The sequence below is a fragment of the Natrinema pallidum genome, assembly GCF_005890195.1.
In the GTDB taxonomy this organism is placed as follows: domain Archaea; phylum Halobacteriota; class Halobacteria; order Halobacteriales; family Natrialbaceae; genus Natrinema; species Natrinema pallidum.
The window spans coordinates 1,203,647-1,225,855 of the sequence record NZ_CP040637.1; the positions used below are offsets into that span (position 1 = coordinate 1,203,647).

A 22,209-nucleotide genomic window follows, 5' to 3' on the forward strand; every position below is an offset into this window, starting at 1 on the left:
GACCCGGATCCGATCGCTCACTCGCCCTCGATTTCCCGTGCCGCCTGCCGGATCAGGTCGTCGTCGATGTGCTCGAGCAGTCGTTTCTGCCCGCGTTCGGTCCGGCGCTCGATCTCGTCCGCCGAGAGATGCGTCGCGAGCCTGCGGTCGACTTCCCGATCACGGAGTTCGGCGAGTCGCGCCGCCTCGAGGTCGTGATCGTCGGGCAATCGCTCGTCGAAGCGCTCGCCCAACTGCTCGCGGTCGCTCCGCTCGTCGTCGAGTTCCGCCGCTCGACGCATCCAATCGTAGTGGTTCGCTATCGGGTCGGGGTAGCCCCGCTCTCGCCGAACGGCCTCGACGACGGTGATGCCCACGCGCGTGCCGCGTCCGGCGGCCATACTCGCCTGGTAGCCGGTCTCTCCGTACGGTGATGCGACGAAGAGCCCGTCGACCGGCGTGGTCCCGTCGCGCTCGGCGTAGCTCTTGTCGAAGTGCTCGCGTTCCTCGCCGTCGTACTCGAACGTCTCGAACATCGCCGTCTCGTCGTCGAGCCCGCGCATGTACTCGCCGTCGTAGCGCGTCGCCGCGATCACCCGCCAAGCGGTGACCCGGTCCCCGTCCTGCGTGCGAACGCGGAACCCCTGCTGATCCTCGGCGCGCTCGAGTGACTCGACGAGGTCGGCGACGATCTCACACCCCGCTTGCTCGGCGTGGTCGTGTATCAGTCCGGACAGCGTCTCGATGTCGATCCCCGCCGGGAAGCCGAGATAGTTCTCGAGGTAGGCGCAGCGCCGAATCGAGGACCGCCCGCGGTCGAAGACGACCGTGTCCAGGCCGTATCGGGCGGTGAAGACGCCGGCTGCACAGCCCGCGGGACCGCCGCCGACCACGACGACATCGTGATCGAACGCCTCCTCGCGGTGGCCTGTCTCCGACGACCTCATCGTTCGAACGCTCCGGTGACGATATCCGCGACCCGTTGGCGGTCGAACAGCCGTTCGTTCCCGAACTCCTCGGGGTAGAGGTCACGAGCCGCTCGCTCGAGCTGGAAGAGGTGGATGATCGGCCCTTGGTAGGTCAGGCCGCCGTAAATGACGCGGTCGTTTTGGACCGCCCGCAACTCGCTCGCGACGTCGTGGTTCCGGAGGTGTGAGACGATCTCGTCGTCGAAGTACGCCTGCGTAATTTCGCCTTGCATCCTGATCGCGATGGCGTCCGGATCGATCTCCAACAGCGTTTCGTAGTCGATGATGCCCCCGCCAGCCTGCGCGTCCGTGATGCCGTTCCGAGCGAGACTGTCTCCGACGTTCAGGTCGTTCCAGTGTTTGGACTGCGTCCCGGAGCCGATCAGGTACGGGTAGAACGATTCCGGCGGCACCTCGGCCGGGTAGAGAACCGCGATGTTCGGCGTTTCATCCGGAATCCGTGCTCGAACGGCCGCGAGCACGTTGTCGTGATACTGCTTGAAGGACTCGTACCGTGCCTGCTCTTGGAACACGTCTGCGACCGTTTCGAACGCCTCGTACATCGTGTACGCCGTGTAGTCGTGCCAGTCGTAGGCGCGAGAGAAGATCGTGTTACCGACGAACGGCGCGACTGTCTCTCGGATCTCGTCAACGTCGGTTTGACTCCACTGGAGGCGGTTTACCATGAAGTTCGGGTCGATGAGGTGGACGTCGGCCCCGAGTTCGTAGAAAATCTCCTTGCCAGTGCCGTCCCGATAGAGTTCGATGAGGTCGTTCTCGTCGACGGAGACGCCCGGTAGCTCTTCGTAGACGTGTGATGCGAACCGAGCGTGGACGCCGATGGCTGCCAGTCCATCGCCCTGGCCGAGTGCGACGCCCATGTCCGCGTAATCACCCGTGTAGGGGACCCACGTTTCGGGAACCGCGTCGAACTCGACGGTACCGACGGGCTCCATCGTCACCGAGTACGAGCCGTCCGTGTCCGCGGGTGACTCTGTTCCCGGATCGCCCGTACAGCCGGCAAGCAGTCCGCCGCCGAGGACGGTGCCGCCGTATTCCAGTGCATCTCTGCGCGTCGGCCCCGCAGTCGTGTCGTCGGTCTCTCTCATAGATCGCTCTCTCCATTACCGATGTCCGTCCCGCTGGTACTCGAACCCCCGTGTGGCCCCACGGAGGCGGAACGGTTGCCCCTCTTTCCGTCCGAGAGGACCCGCGAGTCCGAACGCGTGCGGGCTCGAAACGACTCTTTCGGCTCGCAGACGGCCCCTGTAATCGCCCACTCTCGAGCGCGCATTCACTGTGCCCCCGTGATGATATCCGCGACCGCTTGGCGGTCGAACAGGTCGTTCCCACTGGTGATGTCGCCGAACGTGTCCGGGTAGAGTTGTTTCGCCCCGCGTTCGGTCAGGAAGAGATTGTGGATCGGTCCCTGACGGAGATACCCGCCCCGATAGACACGGCCGTTCCTGACGGCTGTCAGTTCAGTAGCGATGGGGTGGTCTCGCATGTACTCGAGGACCGTTTCGCGGAACGCCGACGCCGACTTTTGTTCGTGCCCGCGAACGAGGAGGACATCGGGATCGATCTCGAGAAGGGTCTCGTAATCGAGCTCGCTGCGGTTCTCGGTGCTGAGATTCTCGATGCCGGTCCCGGTGAGCGCGTCCGTAACGCCGAGGTCGTTCCACTGCTTTTTGCTCGTTCCCGTATCATCGAGTCGGTAGGGCGAGAACGTTTCGGGTTCGTCCGTTCCTTCGTACGTCAGAAGGACGGTCGGGCGCTCGTCCGCGGGCGGAAGTCGCGACTGAACGTCGGCGATAAACTCGTCGTGGAGTCGTTTGAGAGCCTCGAACCGCTCTCTTTCCTGGAACAGTGTCGCCATCTTTTTGAACGCCTGGTACAGCGTGTAGTATCGGTATTCGTGCCAACTGTCGGACTGTCTGAAAATCATGTTCCCGACGAACGGGCCGACGGCTTCGCTGACTTCGTCGATATCGGATTGCTCCCAGTCGAACCAGTTGCGTAGCATTCCAGTGTCGATGACGTGGACATCGTTGTCCATCTCGTAGAACAGTTCTTTGTCCATCCCCGCCTCGACCAAGTCGTTCGTCCCGATCCGCTCGCGATCGACGCTCACACCCGGGAGTTCGTCATAGATATCTGTATCGTACTCACCGGCCTGACCGATCCCGGTCATTCCGTCCGCCTGCCCCAGCGCAACGCCCATATCGGCGTAATCCCCGCCGTACGGAACCCATTTCGTCGGGACGGATTCGAACGTCACCTCGCCCATCGGTTCCATCGTCACCGAGTGTGAGCCGTTCGTGGATGGGTCAGGCTGTTCGCTCTGGCCAACGAGGTCCGAACAGCCCGCAAGGGAAACGCCGGTCACGAGCGCCCCGCCGTATTGTAGTGCGTCTCTGCGCGTCGGTGCCGCGGTCGTGCTCTCGTTTTCGTCGGTCATGCGTTGCTGCCTCCAGTGATGATATCGGCAACCGCTTGTCGATCGAACAACTGTTCATCCGCGGGAATCTCTGGATACGGCCCCTCGGTATAGGCCGGCCACTCGCCGAAGTGCTCGGGATAGAGCTGTTTGGCCGTCATCTCGAGTTGGAACAGGTTCAGGATCGGCCCTTGATACCGCGCCCCCTGGGCGTAGACTCGACCGGCGTCGACCGCGGAGAGTTGCCGTCCGACAGCGTGGGTCCGTAACCCTGCTCGAATCCTGGGCATCTTCGTTTCTGGGTGCATCCCGCCCAGTACGAAGATGACGTCCGGATCCGCCTCGAGTAGCATCTCCATGTCGACTGCGTCACCGGAAGAAACCTCGTCACCGAAGCCATCGGTCGGCGCGAGCGGACGGACATGTGCGGTCAGGAAGCCGGGCGTATCAACAGTGTAAACGTACGGACTCTCGATATCGCTGAACCCAGCCAGCACCGCGGTCGGCCGGTCGCGTTCCGGGGGAAGGTTTTCTTCGATCGTCTCCAGCAGGTTCGTGTGGATCGTCGAGAGCGCCTCGTACCGCGACTCCTCCCGGAATACTGTTGCGACCTTCTCGAACATCTCCCAGAGGGTGTAATACTGGTAGCGATCGACCCAGTCGGCTGGCGGCTGGTCACGTCTATCGCTGAATTTGTTACCGAACCACGGTGAAATGCGGTCTCGTACCTCAGCGATGTCCTCGGTGTCCCAGCTATCGAGGGCGTCCACGCTCGCCGGGTCGGCGAGATGAACATCGCTGTCGAGCTGGTAGAGAGTCTCCTTGTCCGGGTCCCAGGACGAGTACAACCCGCTCCAATCCACCGTCACACCGGGTAGTCGGTCAGTGAATTGGGCCCACAACTGATCGTAGTACTCGGGCGCGTGCATCGCGTTCACGTCGTCCCCACGTCCGAGGGCGAACGCCATTCCCGCCAGATGGGTCAGTCGCGTGAATATGCTCACTGGCGGCGAGTCGAACTCGACGGCTCCCATCGGAGCCATCGTGACCGAATACGAACCGCTGCTGGACGGTCCCGCGGTCCCGTCCCCCTTGCCCTGACCGGCTAGGTCCGAACATCCAGAGAGGGTGACACCGGCTGTGATCGTCATGCCGTATTTTAGTGTATCTCTGCGCGTCGGTGGCCCGCGTCTCGTTTCGTCTCCCATTAGGATTTAGGCTCACCTAAAAACTAATAAGCCCTCTGTTTTAGGATGTCCTAAAACAGTGGTTCGCAATCGACCACTCCACGAGAACGGGTCGATAATCTCGACAGCTGTGCGCTCTACAGTGTGGCAGACGGCCCTACGCCGCGAGCAGTGTGGTGTTTCGCTCGATGACCCGTCCGTCTGCCAGCGAAACGACCGTGTCGACTTTCCGGACAGTTCGCACGTTTTGGGCACGTACCAGCGTCGTCCGGCCGGCGGGGTTCGAAGGGAAGCCTCGGCCAGGCGATCCGTTGGTGCTGCTCGCCCGACATCCGTTCACCGTCAGATTTTACCCATGTTTTCCTGTTTTCGCATCAGATAGAGGAAGTACGGACCACCGAGGAGGCCGGTGACGATGCCGACGGGGACCTGGGTCGGACTCAGCGCGAGTCGCGCGCCCACGTCGGCACCGACCATCAGCGCCGGCCCGACGAACAGACAGCCGACGATCAGCTTCTTCGAGTCGCTCCCGACGAGGTTTCGGACCATGTGCGGGACGATAAGACCGACGAATCCGACGATGCCGGCGACCGCGATGCTCGCCGCCGCCGCGAGGACCGCGACGCCGGACAGCGCGAACCGGACCTTCTCGATCGACATCCCCAGCGATTTCGCCGTCCGTTCGCCGAGGAGGAGGACGTTCATCTGGCGCGACCCCGCGATGGAGAGCAAGACGACCACGACCGTCCACGGAAGCACGAGTCGGACCTGTTCCCAGTCCGACCCAGTGAGCGAACCAGTGGTCCACGCGATGGCCGACTGGACGATGCCGATATCGTCCGCGAAGAAAAACAGCGCCGTCTGAAGCGAGCCGAAGACCGTCCCGACGATCACCCCTGCGAGGACCAGCCGAACCGGGGACGTTCCGTTCTTCCAAGCGATCACGTAGACGATGAAAAAGGCACCGGCACCTCCCAGAGCGGCGATCAACGGAAGAAACGCCGTCAGACTCCCGAATACGACAAGCGTTAGCAAGATCATCAATCCCGCACCGGAAGAGACACCGAGAATGAACGGGCTCGCGAGTTCGTTCCGAGTTACGGCCTGGAAAATTGCCCCGGAAACGCCGAGGTTCATTCCGACGAGGGCCCCAACCAAGACCCGGGGAAGCCGAATGTTCCAGACGATGAGGCTTTCCTGACTCATCTCTGGCATCGCCTCTCCCAGCAAGAAGGCGTCCCAAGCCTGCGGATTGAACACGACATTCGGGTTGAATACCGCACGCCACGCCTCGAGGAACGTCATCGAGTACGCACCGAAACTCACCTGGATCAGTCCGCCAGCGACGACGATAGCGAGGCTACCGAGTACCACCGTGAGGAGTGCCGGATCGAAGAGCCAACCGACCCGTGTCTCGTTTCGCGTCGATGTCGCGGTCCGATCCGTCTCGATTCGTGAGCGTTCCCCGCTCATCGAGGACCCTCATCGAGCGGTTCGACTGGGATCGTGTGCGAAACCCGGTCCCGTCTTCCGTTTATCGCCCCATGGTCTCCGGGGGACGCCAAACATCTCGAGAGCGACACGCTGCGGACGATCGGCGTGTCGTATTGTCGGTGGTGTCGACCAGTCGGTGTGTCGATGTCCCCGATTTCGTTCATCGTATTACTTTAGGCCAACCTAAACAAGAAAATCGTTCCGATTTTAGGCTAACCTAATACGGACCCTCGCAGCGGGGATTCCCGCATCGCGACCACATCGACGATCCTGGCCGGAAGGGCACAGCCACACTGGGACACTGATCGCCGGCGGCCGCGATCCAGTTTGGTATCGCGGTAATCGATTTATGCAGCGGAGTGTGCTCCCACAGTGCCGGCGCAAACGTCAGCGTTACGGCGACTCGCCGGTCAGTTCGGGTATGGATGTCCCGTGCGTTCGCGTCGCTCCCGAAGCCGGAGAAGCGACGCGTTCGACGCTCGCCGACGCGGATCTGATCGACGACGAGTACGAGATCGCCGTCGACGACGGCTGGCTCTACGTTCCAGTTGTCGATCCCGACGCTGCCCGGGCGACGCTCGCCGACGATGTCGAGGTCGTTTCGCGGACGGTATCGGCCCGCGACCAGCAGACCATGCCCGCGGATCTCCTCGAGGTCGCCCCCTCCTACGAACGCCTCGGACGGGCTGCCCTCATCGACGAGGACGACGCCGACCGTGCGCGGGCAATCGCGGATGCGGTCCTCGAGTCGGATCTCCCTGTCGAGACGGTACTGAACAAGGCCTCGAAGGTCAAAGGCGAGACTCGGGTTCGGGACTGGGAGTTGCTTGCGGGCGAGAACACGGAAGTGGTCCACCGCGAATACGGCTGTGAGTTCCTGCTTGATCTCGCCGCGGTGTACTTCTCGCCGCGGCTCGCGACCGAGCGACACCGCGTAGCCGAGCAAGTCGCTGCGGACGAGCATGCCTTCGATATGTTCGCCGGCGTCGGTCCGTTCGTGATTCCGTTCGCGAAACGCGGCGCGGAGTGTGTCGGCGTCGATATCAACGCGGACGCGATCGACTACCTCCGCGAGAACGCCCGCCGGAACGGCGTCGAGGACCAGGTGACAGCGATCAACGACGACGTCCGTACCGTCGCCGCCGAGTACGACGGCTGGGCCGACCGACTCGTGATGAACCTCCCCCACAGCGCCGACGCGTTCCTCGAGTCGGCCGTAACCCTGGCAAGCGGGGACTGTACGCTCCACTATTACGACATTCAACACGAGGACGACCCCTTCGGACCGGGCGAACGCGCGATCCGTGCGGCCGCGGAACCGGCGTACGAGGTCACCGTCGAAACCCGTCACACGGTCCGATCGTACGCCCCACACGAGCTGAACGTCTGTCTGGACGTTCGACTCGAGCGATAACGAAACGTTCGGCCGTAGGCATCCGGACGCGTAACTCCGTCACACGACCGGATCGATTCGCAACCCTTATGCAGGATATCGTCCCTACGAATAAACGCGAACGAGCGCGCCGGTGTAGCTCAGACTGGCAGAGCGAATCCTTCGTAAGGATTAGGTCGAGGGTTCAAATCCCTCCACCGGCTCTTTCCTTCGGAATAGGCCAAATAGACAGACAGCGACCCGCTTACTTAGGTTATCCTGCTACGAAGTGAGTAATTAGCCCCCGCTACACGGACGGTTTTGCCGGTTCGATTCAGGGCTAATTATTGCTCTGAGGGACTGTGCCGCCGCGTTCTCGTTGTTCTCCTAAATTATCCAAGCCTATCATTTCCAAATTTTCTCCATCTACTGACGGCCTCTGCTATGGCACGCATTCTTCGGAACTCTGTTCACCATCAGATTATTATCTGTCAGTCCAAATTGTTAGAGAAATATGAGCGTGAATCCGATTGTAATAGGGGGACTTTTTCTTTCCGCTATCTCTCTCTTGGCTTTTCTCTTTGTGAACTATGACCGTATTATCTCCCGGTATATTTCATGGCGACATACTCCGTCTGTCGATTTAGGAATCACTTTAGGAAGGGAGAATTTCGTTGATTCAGAGTCAATAGCTTGTACTCAGTTACAACTATATGATGGGAAATTGATGTTCGGCGTAGCAGTCGCTAATTCTGACGAATTTGACGTTGAGATTGATTTAGAGGTAGCCACGGGTCTTTTTGTTAATACTCCAAAGGAACACTTCGATGCACCTGATGAATTCGACACAGGATATACCGTCGAATCAGTACCTCACAATTTTGGTGGGACTCCACCAAAGAGTTACAAATTCACGACTTTCTCATTACCATCAAAATCGTATGGAAGAAAACTTAATTTTATCATAGAATTGGACCCTGAAGAAGTGAAAGTATTCTGGAGTTCCAGAGTTAGAATAACCGCAAAAATTCGTGCTGAAGCCACTCAATTCTCTGTGCCGCTGTTGAATCGAAATCTCTCTGAAAATATTGGGAAGGTCGAATTCGGTACCATACAACGAGAATACGAGATACTTGGTCCACATCATGACGACGTTGATATGTCTGATATTGATAAGAATAGTGAGGATACAAAGACGATAACTATTGATGGACCAACAGTTGACCGCAGTGACGGGAGTACGGTGTGCATTGGCTATTACGAAGATAACCAAGGACGAGTAATAAGCCGATTCGCTCTACCTCCGGGAGAGCATTCAGTTACCGAAAAAGTAGACAATATAAAATATTTAGATTCGATGGACGACCTGTCGAACTATCCAGTTGATGATGCACACAAACCAGAACCTCCAGAGCCGCCGTGGGAAGAATAAGAGAGTCGATACAGAGATTTAGATGTCTCTGATATACTCACGCCTCCTTTCTGTTTTCTCGTCCTATGTTCCCTTGTCGTAGTGCTTATCCAGTACCCTCCCCGTCATATTCACCCGCTCCCCGGTCACGTCCTTCGGCTGGCCCGCGTTCCGAGCCGCAGTGACTATCCATGACGAAGCGCGTGCGGACTAACTGACCCGGACACTGAGACGTACCGTTCCACGCTGCCGCCTCGCACGTCTCGGGGTCTTCGTCGAAGGTCGCAAAAGAGGGAGCGACGGTCGATCACTGCAGTCATAAAACACATATCGATATATCAAAATTTCTCGGACGGGTCCACCAATGCGATTACAGCCGATCGCGGCACTCAGAGACAAACGGGGATGCTGATCGAGAGCAGTATTGACCCCAGGGATACCGGAAGTGGGGTGACGATCGTCGTGAGAAGCGGAATACGAGACGGCGGCAGAGTGCGTGTATCGCGCACGTGATGGTGCTTTTGCCGTCCCGGCTATGGACTCGAGCGACAACAGAGTCCCGTCCATCGGCCTGGACCACCGATGGACCCGAGTTCGAGGCGGGTGCGGTCCGCGTGTCCTCAGATGAACGCGGAGCACGCGAGGACGACCGCAACAACGAGCATGGGATAGTCAGCCCGCGAGAAGGCGAGCGGCGGGAGGGTAGGGTTCCACGCGAAACACCGCGCTTGCAGGGCGAGCGAAAGTCGGTCGGCACGGTCGAAGGCCCGCGACAGTCCGAGCATGCCGATCGTGCTGGCGCGGTCAACGGCCCCGCGTTCGGTCCCCAGTCGGGCGGCCATCGCCTCACGGATCGTCCGGAGGTCACCCCGAAGCACGGGAAGGAACCGGAAGACGAGCGCGACACCGATGCCGAGTAGTTGCCCCGGCTTTCCGGGAATCGTTCGCTGAATCGCTGCTCGAGAGTCCCGAACCGGGGTCGAACGGACGTAGGCCGCACTGACGAGCAGAACGAGCAGGACGCGATAGCTCGCCAACCCCGACGCTGTTGCGGCCGCCCGATCGAACCAGGGCGCGCCGAGTGTCACCCCCGAGAGGACGGGCGCGAGCGCGAGGACGAACAGCGCGAACCGGTAGGCGACGAGGGTCCGGCGCAGCGACACCCCGGCACCGGCCATCACGAGTCCCGCCAGCGCCGAGAGCACGAATAACGCCCGCGGGGTCGGATGTGCCAGAGCGGTCGCAGCGAACCCGATCTGAACCGCTAGCTTGGTCCGCGGATCGAGCCGATGTGCGAACGTGTCGTCGGGTTCGTAGGTCAGCATTGGTACCTCCGTACTCGCTGTGTCGGGAGCCTCGAGTCGGCTGTCGCGGTTGGCGGCCGGACCCACACCGTCATTCGCTCGGAACGCGAACGTCGAGCCCGTCGAGGTCGCCGAGCGCGTTCGCGGGCGGGCCGTCGACGACGATGCGGCCGTCGCGCATGGCGATCACGCGGTCGGCGAGTTCGCAGACGTCCCTGAGATCGTGGGTCGCCAGCAGGACGCCGGTGCCGTCGGCCGCCAGCGACTCGAGTCGCTCGAGCACCGATCGGCGGGCGGGTTCGTCGAGCCCGGTGAAGGGTTCGTCGAGGACGAGGTGGCTCGGGTTCATCGCGAGCGCGCCCGCGATCGCCACGCGAGAGTGCTCGCCGCCGGAGAGCGCGTCGATCCGGTCGTCCTCTCGGCCCGCCATGTTGACCGCCTCGAGCGCGGCCGCGACGCGGCGATCGATCTCGTCGCGCTCGAGGCCGAGGTTCTCCGGGCCGAAGGCGACATCCGCGCCCACGGTCGCCGAGACGAACTGGTCCCGTGGGTGCTGGAAGACCATCCCGACGCTCGAGCGGGCGGCGATCAGGTCGTCTTCGACCGGTGTCCCGTCGACGCGGACCGTGCCGGAATCGGGTGTCAACAGGCCGTTGCAGTGGCGCAGCAGCGTCGTTTTCCCGCTGCCATTGGCCCCTGCCAACAGGACGAACTCGCCGTCGTCGATCGACAGCGAGACGTCCTCGAGGACGAGGACATCGTCGAACGCATGGGTGACCGACTGGAATTCGATCATCGCGTCGTCACGGGCGAACCGATGTGATTCTGCCGGCCCTGACGATAGCGACTGCCGCGGCGATCTTGAGGAGTTCGCCCGGGATAAAGGGGAGTGCCCCGGCCGCGATGGCCTCCCAGGCCTCCATCTCGAGGAGCCACGCCATGTAGGCCGTCCCCATCGCGTAGATGACGATCGTCCCGGCGAGGAGCGCGCCGACGAGAATCGGGAGTCGAACGCTTCGCAGATCGCGCAACGCCGTTCCGCGGTGGACGATGAGACCGATCAGCGCCGCGGCGATCGGGTACGACCAGAGGTATCCCGCGCTATCACCGACCAGAACCCCGATGCCGCTCGCGCCGTTGGCGAACACCGGGAGCCCCACGGCCCCCGCGGTCAGGTACAGTCCGGCCGAGGCCGGCCCCCAGACCGGGCCGAGGTAGAGTCCCATGAGATAGATGACGAGGACCCCCAACGACACCGGGATCGGCGAGAACGGGATCGGAATCGATCCCACCACGGCGGCCGCCCCCATCAGCGCCGCGAGAACGGCCGCCCGCGCGAACGACCGGACGACGGCATCGTCGACGCGTTCCACCGAAGTCTGATTCGTTGCCATACCCTCGCTCTTTCGTAAACCGGGATCAAGACTTCGGTTTCCGAGATTATCGGGAAACGGACTGACACGTTTTCTCGAGCCGATTTCGCGACGAGTGGGAGTCGATCCGGGAGCGAAACAGCGGGCTTCCTCCCAGCAGCGGTGACGGTTGCCGTCGCTGTCCGATTCTGGGTGGCCCGGTCAGCGGGCGTCACGTGGCCGTCCGTGCCGACCACACGCTCGATCGGAACGGGTAATATCCGATTGTCTCGCCTCGCGAACCGGAACGACCGGCGGCCTTATGCACGCGTTCCGCGCCGTGGTGGAAAAATGCGAACCGGTAGTACGAGGACCGTCGATCGGACGACGAACGCCGCGACAGTGGGTGCCGGACGAATCGACGACGGAGTGGGCGGGCGGTCTCGAAGCGGACACAGTCGCAGCGATCACGGGAGTCGCGGCCGAAACGGCGCGGTCGAACCGACGGGAACGCATGACGCGACGGGAGGACTCGGTCGATGAGACGACTGCGACCCATCGCCGTCGTTTTGCTCACGACCGCGATGATCGGCAGCATCGTCGCACTGCCAGCACTCGGGAGCGGCCTCGAGCGGGGCGCGCCGGACGCCGCGACCGACGCGGCCGTCGAGTCGCCGGTCGGAGCCGAGCGACAGGCGGCGCTCCAGAACGGGAGCGACCGGGCGAGCGCACCATCGGCGACCGGGCTCGAGTTCGAGCCGGTGACGATGGGGCCGTCCGCGACCGACGGCGATCCGCCTCCCGCGGATGGCGGCGCGAACGCACAAGCATCGATTCAGCAGGAGCGCGAGGACATCGTGGCGTCGGGCGTCAGCGAGGGGATCGCGATCGTCCAGGCCCAGGGCGTTGCGGTGACTCAGGAACAGCGAACGGCGGCGCTCGAGGGCGCTCTCGGCTCGGTCGCCCAGTATCAGCGCGCCGAGGCCGAGCAGGTCCAAGCGGCGACGACGGGCGCAGTCCACGGCGCGCTGATTCAGAATCAGTCGGTGAACGCGACCCAGCTCCAGCAGGCGGTCGGCGGTGCGATCGCCGGCGGGCTCGCTCAGTCCCAGTCGGTCAACGCTACCCAGTTACAGAGCGCGACCTGGGGGGCGGCCCACGGCGGGATCGCGCAGCGCCAGCGCGTGAGCGGCGAGCAGCTGCAGGTCGCGACCCGCGGTGCGGCCGCAGGTGCCGCGAGCGAGGCGGGCGCGAAAGACATCGGCGAGGTGCCGAAGATACAGGAAGCCGCACAAGGAGCCGCTTACGGCGTGCTGACGCAGTATCAGTCGATATCGGTCGAGCAGCGCCAGCAGGTAACACTCGAGCACGTACAACACGCCGCGGCCGGCGGGGCTGCCGGTTCGCTCGAGGGCAGTACGCGCGCGGCGATCGCACAGGCCCAACGCGTCGACGCCGAGCAACGCCAGCGGGTGACGATCAAGCAGATACAGAAGGCCGCCGCCGGGGCGGCGAAGGGTGCGCTCGTCCAGCGCCAGTCGGTGTCGGTCGAGCAGACGCAGGCGGCGGCCCGCGGCGCGAGTCGGGGATCGCTGAAACGAGTCCAGTCCACGCGTCTCGAGCAGCGCCAGCGCGTCTCAATCACGCAGGTACAGGAGGCGTCCTACGGTGCAGCGACGGGGGCGATCTCCCAGAGTCAGGAGGCGACCGTCGAACAGATTCAGGCGGCCGCTGACGGCGGTGCGGGCGGTGCGCTCGTCCAGCGCCAGACGGTGTCGGTCACGCAGATTCAGTCGGCTGCGAGCGGTGCCGCGGAGGGTGCGGTGACCGGTGCGAGACAGCGCCAGGAGGTGACCGTCGAGCAGGTACAGGCCGCCGCCGTCGGTGCCAGCGAGGGGGCAATGAGCCAGACGCAGGTCGTCGATGTGACGCAGGTCCAGCGTCTCGCTCGCGGCGGCGCAAGCGGTGCGCTCGTCCAGACGCAGGCGGCGTCGGTCACGCAGATCCAGACGGCGGCGAGAGTCGCCTGTGAGGAGACGGCGCGGGTCGTCCAGTCCCAGCGGATCAGCGTCACGCAACTCCAGACGCTCACTCGGGAGACGGCGGCCGACGCGACCGCGTACGCAGTGCAGGTGGAGACCGATGACGTGACGCGAATTACCCAGCACGTCGAGGTCGAAGTCGTACAGCGAATCGAGACGATCGACCGGATCGAGGGGACGGCCGCGATCGACTTCCCCGACCAGGAGACCGACGGCGAGACAGTCAGGATCGAGGACGTGTCGCTTTCGGAGGGTGGCTTCGTAGCCGTCTACGAAGGCGTCGCCGTCGACGCCGATCCCGACGATATCGTCGGCGTCTCGAGCGAACTCGCGGCCGGCGAGCACGAGAACGTCACGATCGAACTCGACGAGCCGCTCGCGGAGAGCGATGCGCTCGTGGCGGTCGTCCACCAGGACACGAACGACGACGGGACGTTCCAGTACGCCGAGTCCGACGGCGAGACGGACGTGCCCTATGTCACCGAGGGCGGGACGCTGGTGCTCGACGGCGCGTTCGTGACGGTCACGGACGACCCGGCCGAGGCGAACGCGACGCTTTCGGTCGACGACCAGACGGGCGACGGTGAAACCCTCACGGTCGCGGCGGCGAACGCCTCCGTCCCCTACACCGTGACCGCGACGTACGACAGTGAAACCGCCGCAAGCGACACGTTCGCGGCCGGCGAGGCGATCACGAACCGTTCCCTCGACCTGGAGCCGCCCCTCGAGGAGAACGCGACCGTCGACGTCTCGGTTCGCGCCGCGGCGGACGACGCGGTGCTGGCGACGGACTCCATCGAGTACACCATCGCGGACGAACCCGACGAGCGCGAGGCGACGCTTTCGGTCGACGACCAGGAGGGCGACGGCGAGACCCTCGAGATCGACGCGGCGAGCGCGTCCGTGCCGTACGTCATTACGGCCGAGTACGATGGCCAGCGAGTCGATAGTGACCCCTTCGAGGCCAACGAAACGGTCGCGGAGCGGACTCTCGATCTGGAGCCGCCCCTCGAGGAGAACGCGACCGTCGACGTCTCGATTCGCGCCGCGGCGGACGATGCGGTACTGGCAACCGACTCCATCGAGTACGCGGTCGCCGAACCCGATCCGACGGAGCCGACGGCGAACCTCACGGTGGCCGATCAGACGGGTGACGGCGAGACGCTTACCATCACCGCAGCCAACGCATCGGTCGAGTACGCGGTCACGGTCACCGACGAGACCGGGACCCGACTCGCCGAGAGCGACACGTTCGCTGCCAACGAAACGATCGGGCCAACCGAGTTCGATCTGGAGCCGCCACTCGAGGAGAACACGACGCTCGAGGTCGCGGTCGTCGCGGCAGCGGACGGGACCCCCATCGTATCGGATGCCGTCGAGTACACGGTCGATAGCGAACTCGAGGAGTTCGACGTCGAGTTCACGAGTTGCTCGCGCGCGGTCGTTACTGCATCGCTCGAAGAGGGCGATCAGGTCGCCGCGAGCACGGGCTTTTACGATTCCGCCGGCTTCGGGAACACGATCATCGAGGACGCGGTTACCGCCGGTGACGAGATCGAGGCACCGTTTACCGGAACGATCGTCTTCGAGATCGGCGACGAACGCGACGTGACGACCGCGGGTGACGAGGTACTCGTCGAAGTACCCGATTACGGCACCTTCGGGACCTACATCTCCGGTATCAGTTCACCGGAGGCGGTCCCCTTCGCGTCGATCGATTTCCCGAACCCCTCGGCGAGGGACTGCGACGAGGACGCGCGACCGGCACTGCCGGCGCTGTCCGTCGCGGAGACGACGCCCGCCGAGGACGGGAACGCCATCGACGTGACGTTCGGCTACGAGAACCCGAACGACGCGACGATCGCCGGGAACAGCCAGTTCGTCGAAGGGACCACGACCGACGACCCGCCGTCCGAACTGGCTGCCGGTTCGGGGTCGTTCACTGTCGAGTGGACGCCCGAGAGCGACGACGAACGGCTCGTCTGGGCGATGGACTTCGCGAACTACGGGTACGACGACCCGGTGACGGCGGCGACACCGCCCGCCGGTGAAATCCAGCCGTCCGAGCCCGCTGCGTTCGGTGTCTCCATCGCGTCGGTCACCAGTCCGATCGAACGGGGCGACCAGCTCACGGTCGAAGCCACCCTCCAGCACGTCGGCGGCGAGGCGGGCACGCAGAACGTCACGCTCGCGATCGGCGAGACCGCGGTCGACTCGCGATCGGTCTCGCTCGAGCCCGGCGAAAGCCGGACTGTCTCGTTTACCGTCGAGACGGACGACCTCGAGCCCGGCGACTACCCGCTCGCGGTGTCGACCGACAACGAGACCGCCGAGACGACGGTGACCGTCGCGGAGAGCGGCACGCCGGCCACGTTCGCCGTGAGCGACGTGTCCGCACCCGACAGCGGTGTTGCCGGCGAAGACGTGACGGTGACGGCGACGGTCGAGAATCAGGGTGACCTCGAGGGAACACAGACGGTGGTCTACAGCGTCAACGGCCAGCCCGTCGGCGAGTCAACCGTGACGCTCGCAGCCGGACAGACGGCCGAGATCCCGTTCTCGTCGGCGTTGCCGGAGGGAACGTCGACACATACGATCACGACCGACGACGATCAGGAGTCGGTGACGATCGAGGCGGCCACAACGGAGTCCGAGGGAACGAACGGTGACGCGGAACCGGGCGGCGGCCCCGAGACGCCACCTGGCGATACAGGACCTCCTGACGAGGGACCATCTGATGACGCGGGACCTTCTGACGAGGAACCATCCGAGGGTGTGGGGCCGTCCGACGGGACGGAACCGACTGGCGACCAGGACTCCGGTCCGGTCGAGACGCCGGGCAACGCAAGCGGGGAAGCCACGGAGGAAACCGCTGCAACCGAAGAAACAGCTAGCTAAGCGGAACACGACGCCTCGCGTCTGCCATCGCTTTGCGTCCGCACTCGTGTCTCCCGGTTGCGGTGGCTGCAAAAAAGACGGGTCGGGGATCGTGCGGTGCTGATCGGTGCGTCGCGGCCGTCAGTGCTGATGTCCGGTCGCTTCGCCGAACGTGACACCGAACCGCTCCTCGAAGAGATCCATCACGCGGGCCTCCTGGGCCTCGAGGTCCTCGTCGGCGTCTTCCCCATGGTGGACGATGTGGTGGGCGCGGCTGGCAAAGGACAACAGCATGACGTCGCCGACGGTTTCGGCGTCGCTCTGGTCACCCTCGGCCACGAGGTCGACGAGACCGGACGGGACGGTGATTTCGTCGGTTGCGCCGTCGTCGGAACTGATCGAGAACGTCGTTGTCTGAACGTCGTCGCTCATATAGCTACGGTCGGGAACCGCCCGTAAAGATGCTGTGGCTTGCAGCCGAGAGCCGTCGTGACCGTCCCGCGCCGGGACGCGACGTGCCGTGGTCTTTTTGCTTCTCGGCGTCGGACCGCCAACTATGCCATCCGTCGAACTCGAGGAGGAGACGATCGACCGACTGGAGGCACTGCGCGTCGACGACGAGTCATACGACGAACTCGTCACCGAACTCATCAACATCTACGAAACAAGCGAATACACGCTCTTTCACGCTGGTGACTGACGGCGGTCGCGTCGCGATCGGGACGACTGTGCGAGGGAAGGACGGTCTATTGGGCGTCGGCGACCTGCTGCCGGATCGTCTCCCACTTCCCCTTTGACTCGAGGTGTGACTGGAGTTGCGCCGCGTACTCCTGGGTGAGCCGTTCGGCCGCCTTCCGTTGGTCGGCCTCGGATGGGCCGCTGTTGCCCCCGACGCCGAGCGCGCCCATGATCGAGTCGAGGACGCCACCGCTCGACGAGCTCGAGCCGTCGGCGGCTTGACCGCCGGCCATCGCTCCCATCCCGGTCTGGACGTTGTCGAGTTCGGGGATGACACCGTCGAGTTTGTCCGTGTTGGCGACGATCCGCGCTTGATCGGGATCGTCGGGGCGTTCGATCTCGAACTCCGTGGCGGTCATGATCAGACTCCACTGCTGGTTGGAAAACTGCGACGCCTCGATCTGCGCCGAGAACTCCTGATCGACGGCCATACGTTCGCCGACGATCCGGTCCGTCCACGGGTTGTCGCTCATGGCCTCCGGTTGGATCGGCGACTGTATCAGCGTTTTCCCTCCCGCCGCGTTCCACGACCCGACGGCGGTGCGGACGGCGAATCGGTCGCCGTGCGAGCTATCGCCTCGAGTGAGGGTCACGGACGCCGCGATAACGTTAATGTATGCCTTTGTCGTATGGTACCATGTATCGCAATGTACGACTACATTCTCGTCCCGACCGACGGCTCGCGCGAGGTCGAACACGCACTCGAGTACGCCGTCGAGTTCGCGCGTACGCACGAGGCGACGATTCGAGCGTTGTACGTCGTCAACGCGGCGGGCTACGGGGGATTGCCCATGGAGACCGCACTCGAGGGCGTCAGCGACGCGCTTCACGAGGAGGGGCGGGCGGCAGTCGGCCGGGTCGAGGAACTCGCCCCGGCGGCTGTCACGGTCGAGACGACGGTGCTCGAGGGAGCCCCGAGTCGAGTCATCGTCGAGGAGGCCGACTCCGCGGAGTGCGATCTGATCGTGATGGGCACCCACGGTCGGGGCGGGATCGATCGACTGTTACTCGGCAGCGTCACGGAACGGGTCGTCCGTCGGGCGTCGGTCCCGGTGTTGACGGTCCGAGTCGACCCCGACGATATCGACGATCGGCCAGAAGAGCCGCGACTCGCCGCCGAGTAACCGTTCTCGCAAATTCGATGGCGGGACACGGGATCGCCTGCTGACTTCTACGCACTACGGCGTCCGATCGCGTCCGACCCGTCGCGCTCGAGGGCCGATCTCGAACGGGGACACGTTCGCGGCGGTTACAGCGCTTCCGGAAGGAACGGCGTCACGTCGTCGTGGACGAACTCGACGTAGTCGTCGTTCAGCCGCCTGCAGAACAGTCGGAGTTCGCCGTCCGCCCGGATCTGCTCGAGTTTCGTCTGTCCGGACCCGGGGTCGTAGTAGGCGGGGACGAGTATAGCCGTCTCGTCGTCCGGTGCCTGCTCGACGACGAGCAGGTAGAGCATCCCGCCGTGTTCGGCTCGAAACACGTCGACCGCGGTGAACGTACAGTCGTCCGTCAGCGCCTCGAGGTCCTCGTATTCGGGCCCCGGCAAGACCACGTCGAGGCCGGTTCGCGTTTCGGCGTCCACGAGGACGGAATCCCCCGGGTGGAGCTCGAGGGCCGTCCAACCGCGGTCACGGTACTCGTCGGCGATCGCCGCCATATCCTCGATGACGGACTGCCAACCGGACTGCGCCTGGCCGGTCTCAGGGGTCTCGTCCGCCGGATGCTCGCTCATGTCTGCACCGCGTGCATCACGGGGGATAAGCGTTCCCAAGTCCCGCAAACTATTTGATGACTGCCAAGAGAACTGCTGGCAGTGACCGACCTCCTATCCCTCTCCGGACTTCGCACGCAGTTCGACACCAAACGCGGGGCAGTAAAAGCCGTCAACGGCATCGACCTCACCATCGAGGAGGGAGAAACCGTCGGCCTCGTCGGCGAGTCCGGCTCCGGCAAGAGCGTGACCGCACTCTCAGCAATGGACCTCGTGGACGACCCCGGCGATGTCGTGGCCGGGCGCGTGTCCTTCCGGGACGCGACACTCGCCGCGGACATCGCCGCCGAATTCGACGATGCCGTCGTCCCGTACCCCTTCGAACTCGTGGACGCAGTCCGAGCCGTCATCGCGGACCTCCGCGTCGGCGACGGGCGCGACTCGGCGTCGTCGGAGCTGCGTGGCATGGCCGCCGACCTCTCCGATCACGACGATCCCGCGGCGCTCGCAGCCGCCCTTCGGGACGCCGCCGACCGACTCGAGGACCAGGCGACGCCGTCCGGAGTCGCGGACGCCCTCGCCGACGCCATCGATGACGCCGACGACGGGTTCGTCTATCTGGACGAGGCGGCACGCGAGCAGTTCGATCGCGGTGCGGACGTTGGGACGATCACGGTCGAAGAGGGCGTCGTCGACCTGACGGACGCGCCCGAGGAAGCGATGCGGAAGGTCCGCGGCAGCGAGATGGGCATGATCTTCCAGGACCCGATGACCTCGCTGAACCCCGCGGTGACCGTTGGCGAACAGGTCGCCGAGTCCCTGCGACTCCACCAGTACGGTGAACGGAAACGGGACACGTGGCTGAACGCCATCCGAGAGATCCTCCCGAGAATCGGCGGCAAAGAACACGACGAGGAGGTCATGGCCGACGTCGTCGAGATTCTCACGGAGGTCGGCATCCCGGAGGCGACGACGCGTCTCGAGGAGTACCCCCACGAGTTCTCCGGCGGCATGCGCCAGCGCGTCCTCATCGCGATCGCACTCGCGTGTCAGCCGAGCCTCCTCATCGCCGACGAGCCGACGACCGCCCTCGACGTGACGATTCAGGCGCAGATCCTCGACCTCATCGACGACCTGCAGGCGGAGTTCGGCATGTCAGTGCTGATGATCACGCACGATCTCGGCGTCGTCGCGGAGACCTGCGATCGGGTCGCCGTGATGTACGCCGGCGAAATCGTCGAGGAAGGCCCCGTCGAGGAGATTTTCAACGATCCGAGTCACCCGTATACGTACACGCTTCTCGAGTCCATCCCGACGGAGGAGAAAGACCGCCTGACGCCCATCGAAGGGAACGTTCCCGACCTCATCGACATGCCCGAGGGGTGTCACTTCGCCGATCGGTGTCCGTGGGCCACGCTCGAGTGTCGCGACGGCGAAATCCCGTTCCTCCAGCACGGACCCGACGACGTCGATCACCGGTCGAAGTGCGTCCTCGAGGAGTTCGACGAGAGCGAGTACGGCGCGGACGGCGCGGCATCGACGACCGAATCCGACATCGGCGAGCCGATCGTCGAACTCAGGGAGATGCGGAAGTACTACCAACAGGAGGACGGGCTCCTCGATCGGTTCGTCGGCGAGCAGCCGAGCGTCAAGGCCGTCGACGGCGTGAGTTTGGACGTGTACGAGGGAGAAACCCTCGGGTTGGTCGGCGAGTCCGGCTGTGGAAAATCGACTGCGGGGCGAGCCATCCTGCACCTCAATCCGCCGACGGACGGCACGGTCGTCTACGCCGGTGAAGAGCTTGGAGACCTCTCGAAGTCGGAACTCCGGGAGAAGCGCAAGGACATGCAGATGGTGTTCCAGGACCCGATGTCGAGTCTCGATCCGCGGATGACCGTCGGGCAGACCATCATGGAGCCGCTGAAGATCCACGGTCTCCCGGAGATCGATCCCGACGTGGAGACGCGCGCCGCTGTCTCGACGACGGGCATCTCGGCGGCTGCGGTGTCCGTCGACGTCGCGGACAACGTGGACGCGTTACTCGAGAGTACCGACGGGGAGGTCGTCGTCCCCGTGGAGGTCGCTGTCGAAAACGGCGACGTTACCGTGGACGTCGAGGGGGCACTCGACGTGACGACGGACATTACGCGCGAGGACGGCCGCATCACGAGCGTCCAGGTGGACGTGTCTGCAGGGGACTCAAAGCGCACGCTCCGCCGCCGCCGCGTCCTCGAGCTTCTCGAGGAAGTCGGCCTCGACACGAGTCAGTACGGCCGCTACCCCCACGAACTCTCCGGCGGACAGCGCCAGCGCGTCGGCATCGCTCGCGCCCTCGCGGTGGGTCCGGACTTCATCGTCGCCGACGAACCGGTCTCGGCTCTGGACGTGTCCGTACAGGCCCAGATCATCAACCTCATGGAGGATCTCCAGGAGGAGTTCGGGTTGACCTACCTGTTTATCGCACACGACCTCTCCGTCGTCCGCCACATCTCCGACCGGGTAGCAGTGATGTATCTCGGTGAGGTCGTCGAAATCGCGACGACCGACGAACTGTTCGCGAACCCGAAGCACCCGTATACGAACGCGTTGCTCTCGGCGATACCCGAACCGGATCCGCTGGCGGAGACCGACGATCGGACCATCCTCACGGGTGACGTTCCCTCGCCCATCGACCCGCCGTCCGGCTGTCACTTCCGGACGCGGTGTCCGGCGATCATCCCACCTGAGGACCTGGACATCGAGCAGGACCGCTACCGCGAGGTCATGTTCTATCGACAGCGCGTGGAATCCCGAGACATCGATCTCGAGGCCGCCCGGGAGGAGGTCATCGCCGAGACGGAAACGCCCCGCGCCGTCGCGGACGGCGGCAGTGATCTCGCCGCCGCACTCGACGCGCAGTTCTTCGATGGACCGCTGTCGGGTCGGGCCCGCGAGGCGGTCGACGAGTCCTACCGGCACCTCGACGACGGCGACTGGGCGGCCGCCGAGGCCGTCCTCGCGGACGCGTTCGAGAGCGTCTGTGAGCACAGCGATCCCTCGCTCGGTGACGGCGAGCATCCGGCCGCCTGTCATCTCAGTCCCGACGCCGAGTAGCGAGGGCCGCGGGGCCACCGTCTCACCGCCGGACGGCGCGACCGCGAGTGACCGTTCCGGCGACGCCGATTCAATATGTGCGCCCGAAAACGCACACGTTTTTCATTATATTTAGTTAAAATAACGTCTCAGCCGCACCGATTGTGTCGTTGGGTGTGGTTTTCACTATCTTGATCGATAGCATTATATATGTAGATACAAGCACTACGCTTATGCCAGGTGATAACAACCAGGTCTCTCG

General features: G+C 63.8%; 17 protein-coding genes and 1 tRNA gene. 7 read left to right on the forward strand and 11 right to left on the reverse strand.

The genetic code is table 11. The features are described 5' to 3' along the window. Window positions 1-17: 17 nt before the first annotated feature. From FGF80_RS05815 to FGF80_RS05835, 5 genes are all read right to left on the reverse strand, one after another. On the reverse strand, window positions 18-926 hold the full coding sequence (locus FGF80_RS05815) for an FAD-dependent oxidoreductase (RefSeq protein WP_138652766.1): 909 nt from the start codon (window positions 924-926) through the stop codon (window positions 18-20). Further along, window positions 923-2,056, reverse strand: coding sequence for an ABC transporter substrate-binding protein (locus FGF80_RS05820; RefSeq protein ID WP_138652768.1), 1,134 nt, complete (start codon window positions 2,054-2,056; stop codon window positions 923-925). Before FGF80_RS05820 ends, FGF80_RS05815 begins: the two co-directional genes overlap by 4 nt. 185 nt (window positions 2,057-2,241) lie before the next feature. After that, the gene (locus FGF80_RS05825; protein WP_138652770.1) at window positions 2,242-3,408 is read right to left on the reverse strand and encodes an ABC transporter substrate-binding protein; all 1,167 of its coding nucleotides are present in this window, start codon (window positions 3,406-3,408) and stop codon (window positions 2,242-2,244) included. After that, window positions 3,405-4,421: an ABC transporter substrate-binding protein gene (locus FGF80_RS05830; RefSeq protein WP_138652772.1), complete on the reverse strand. Its 1,017-nt coding sequence runs from the start codon at window positions 4,419-4,421 to the stop codon at window positions 3,405-3,407. Before FGF80_RS05830 ends, FGF80_RS05825 begins: the two co-directional genes overlap by 4 nt. 495 nt (window positions 4,422-4,916) lie before the next feature. Then, complete coding sequence (locus tag FGF80_RS05835) at window positions 4,917-6,047, reverse strand: FecCD family ABC transporter permease (RefSeq protein WP_138652774.1); 1,131 nt, start codon at window positions 6,045-6,047, stop codon at window positions 4,917-4,919. Window positions 6,048-6,489: 442 nt separating this feature from the next. Here FGF80_RS05835 and FGF80_RS05840 point away from each other — a divergent pair, with 442 nt between their 5' ends. The 3 genes from FGF80_RS05840 to FGF80_RS05850 all read left to right on the forward strand — a co-directional run bounded on the left by FGF80_RS05840 (window position 6,490) and on the right by FGF80_RS05850 (window position 8,872). Further along, window positions 6,490-7,482, forward strand: a complete 993-nt coding sequence (locus FGF80_RS05840) for a class I SAM-dependent methyltransferase (protein ID WP_006186068.1) — start codon at window positions 6,490-6,492, stop codon at window positions 7,480-7,482. 108 nt (window positions 7,483-7,590) lie between these two features. After that, window positions 7,591-7,664 (forward strand) — tRNA-Thr (locus tag FGF80_RS05845). A 290-nt stretch (window positions 7,665-7,954) separates the two neighbouring features. After that, window positions 7,955-8,872 (forward strand): hypothetical protein, encoded by a 918-nt coding sequence (locus tag FGF80_RS05850; RefSeq protein ID WP_138652776.1) that lies wholly within the window; start codon window positions 7,955-7,957, stop codon window positions 8,870-8,872. A 599-nt stretch (window positions 8,873-9,471) separates the two neighbouring features. Here FGF80_RS05850 and FGF80_RS05860 read toward each other — a convergent pair. The 3 genes from FGF80_RS05860 to FGF80_RS05870 form a co-directional block, all read right to left on the reverse strand. After that, window positions 9,472-10,176, reverse strand: coding sequence for an energy-coupling factor transporter transmembrane component T family protein (locus tag FGF80_RS05860; protein ID WP_138652778.1), 705 nt, complete (start codon window positions 10,174-10,176; stop codon window positions 9,472-9,474). Between the two features lie 70 nt (window positions 10,177-10,246). Further along, a complete protein-coding gene (locus tag FGF80_RS05865) occupies window positions 10,247-10,951 on the reverse strand; it encodes an energy-coupling factor ABC transporter ATP-binding protein (RefSeq protein ID WP_138652780.1) in 705 nt (234 codons plus the stop codon). A 7-nt stretch (window positions 10,952-10,958) separates the two neighbouring features. Then, the gene (locus tag FGF80_RS05870; RefSeq protein WP_006186065.1) at window positions 10,959-11,549 is read right to left on the reverse strand and encodes a biotin transporter BioY; all 591 of its coding nucleotides are present in this window, start codon (window positions 11,547-11,549) and stop codon (window positions 10,959-10,961) included. A 497-nt stretch (window positions 11,550-12,046) separates the two neighbouring features. Between FGF80_RS05870 and FGF80_RS05880 the strand changes: the two genes are divergently transcribed. Continuing rightward, window positions 12,047-16,447 (forward strand): DUF7282 domain-containing protein, encoded by a 4,401-nt coding sequence (locus tag FGF80_RS05880; protein ID WP_138652782.1) that lies wholly within the window; start codon window positions 12,047-12,049, stop codon window positions 16,445-16,447. 120 nt (window positions 16,448-16,567) lie between these two features. Here FGF80_RS05880 and FGF80_RS05885 read toward each other — a convergent pair whose 3' ends face one another. Continuing rightward, complete coding sequence (locus FGF80_RS05885; RefSeq protein ID WP_006186062.1) at window positions 16,568-16,858, reverse strand: DUF7545 family protein; 291 nt, start codon at window positions 16,856-16,858, stop codon at window positions 16,568-16,570. 124 nt (window positions 16,859-16,982) lie between these two features. On the opposite strand from FGF80_RS05885, the gene FGF80_RS19070 reads away from it, so the two are divergent. Beyond that, entirely contained in the window at window positions 16,983-17,126 is a 144-nt protein-coding gene (locus FGF80_RS19070; RefSeq protein WP_006186061.1) for a DUF7557 family protein, read from the forward strand. 46 nt (window positions 17,127-17,172) lie between these two features. Here the strand turns inward: FGF80_RS19070 and FGF80_RS05890 are convergent, their stop codons facing one another. Next, complete coding sequence (locus tag FGF80_RS05890; protein WP_049908121.1) at window positions 17,173-17,637, reverse strand: DUF5799 family protein; 465 nt, start codon at window positions 17,635-17,637, stop codon at window positions 17,173-17,175. A 174-nt stretch (window positions 17,638-17,811) separates the two neighbouring features. Between FGF80_RS05890 and FGF80_RS05895 the strand changes: the two genes are divergently transcribed. After that, window positions 17,812-18,288, forward strand: coding sequence for a universal stress protein (locus FGF80_RS05895; RefSeq protein WP_006186059.1), 477 nt, complete (start codon window positions 17,812-17,814; stop codon window positions 18,286-18,288). Between the two features lie 125 nt (window positions 18,289-18,413). On the opposite strand, the gene FGF80_RS05900 is transcribed toward FGF80_RS05895, so the two are convergent. After that, window positions 18,414-18,896: a DUF7529 family protein gene (locus tag FGF80_RS05900; protein WP_006186058.1), complete on the reverse strand. Its 483-nt coding sequence runs from the start codon at window positions 18,894-18,896 to the stop codon at window positions 18,414-18,416. A gap of 81 nt (window positions 18,897-18,977) precedes the next feature. On the opposite strand from FGF80_RS05900, the gene FGF80_RS05905 reads away from it, so the two are divergent. After that, a complete protein-coding gene (locus FGF80_RS05905; RefSeq protein ID WP_138652784.1) occupies window positions 18,978-21,968 on the forward strand; it encodes a dipeptide ABC transporter ATP-binding protein in 2,991 nt (996 codons plus the stop codon). Window positions 21,969-22,209: the final 241 nt, after the last annotated feature.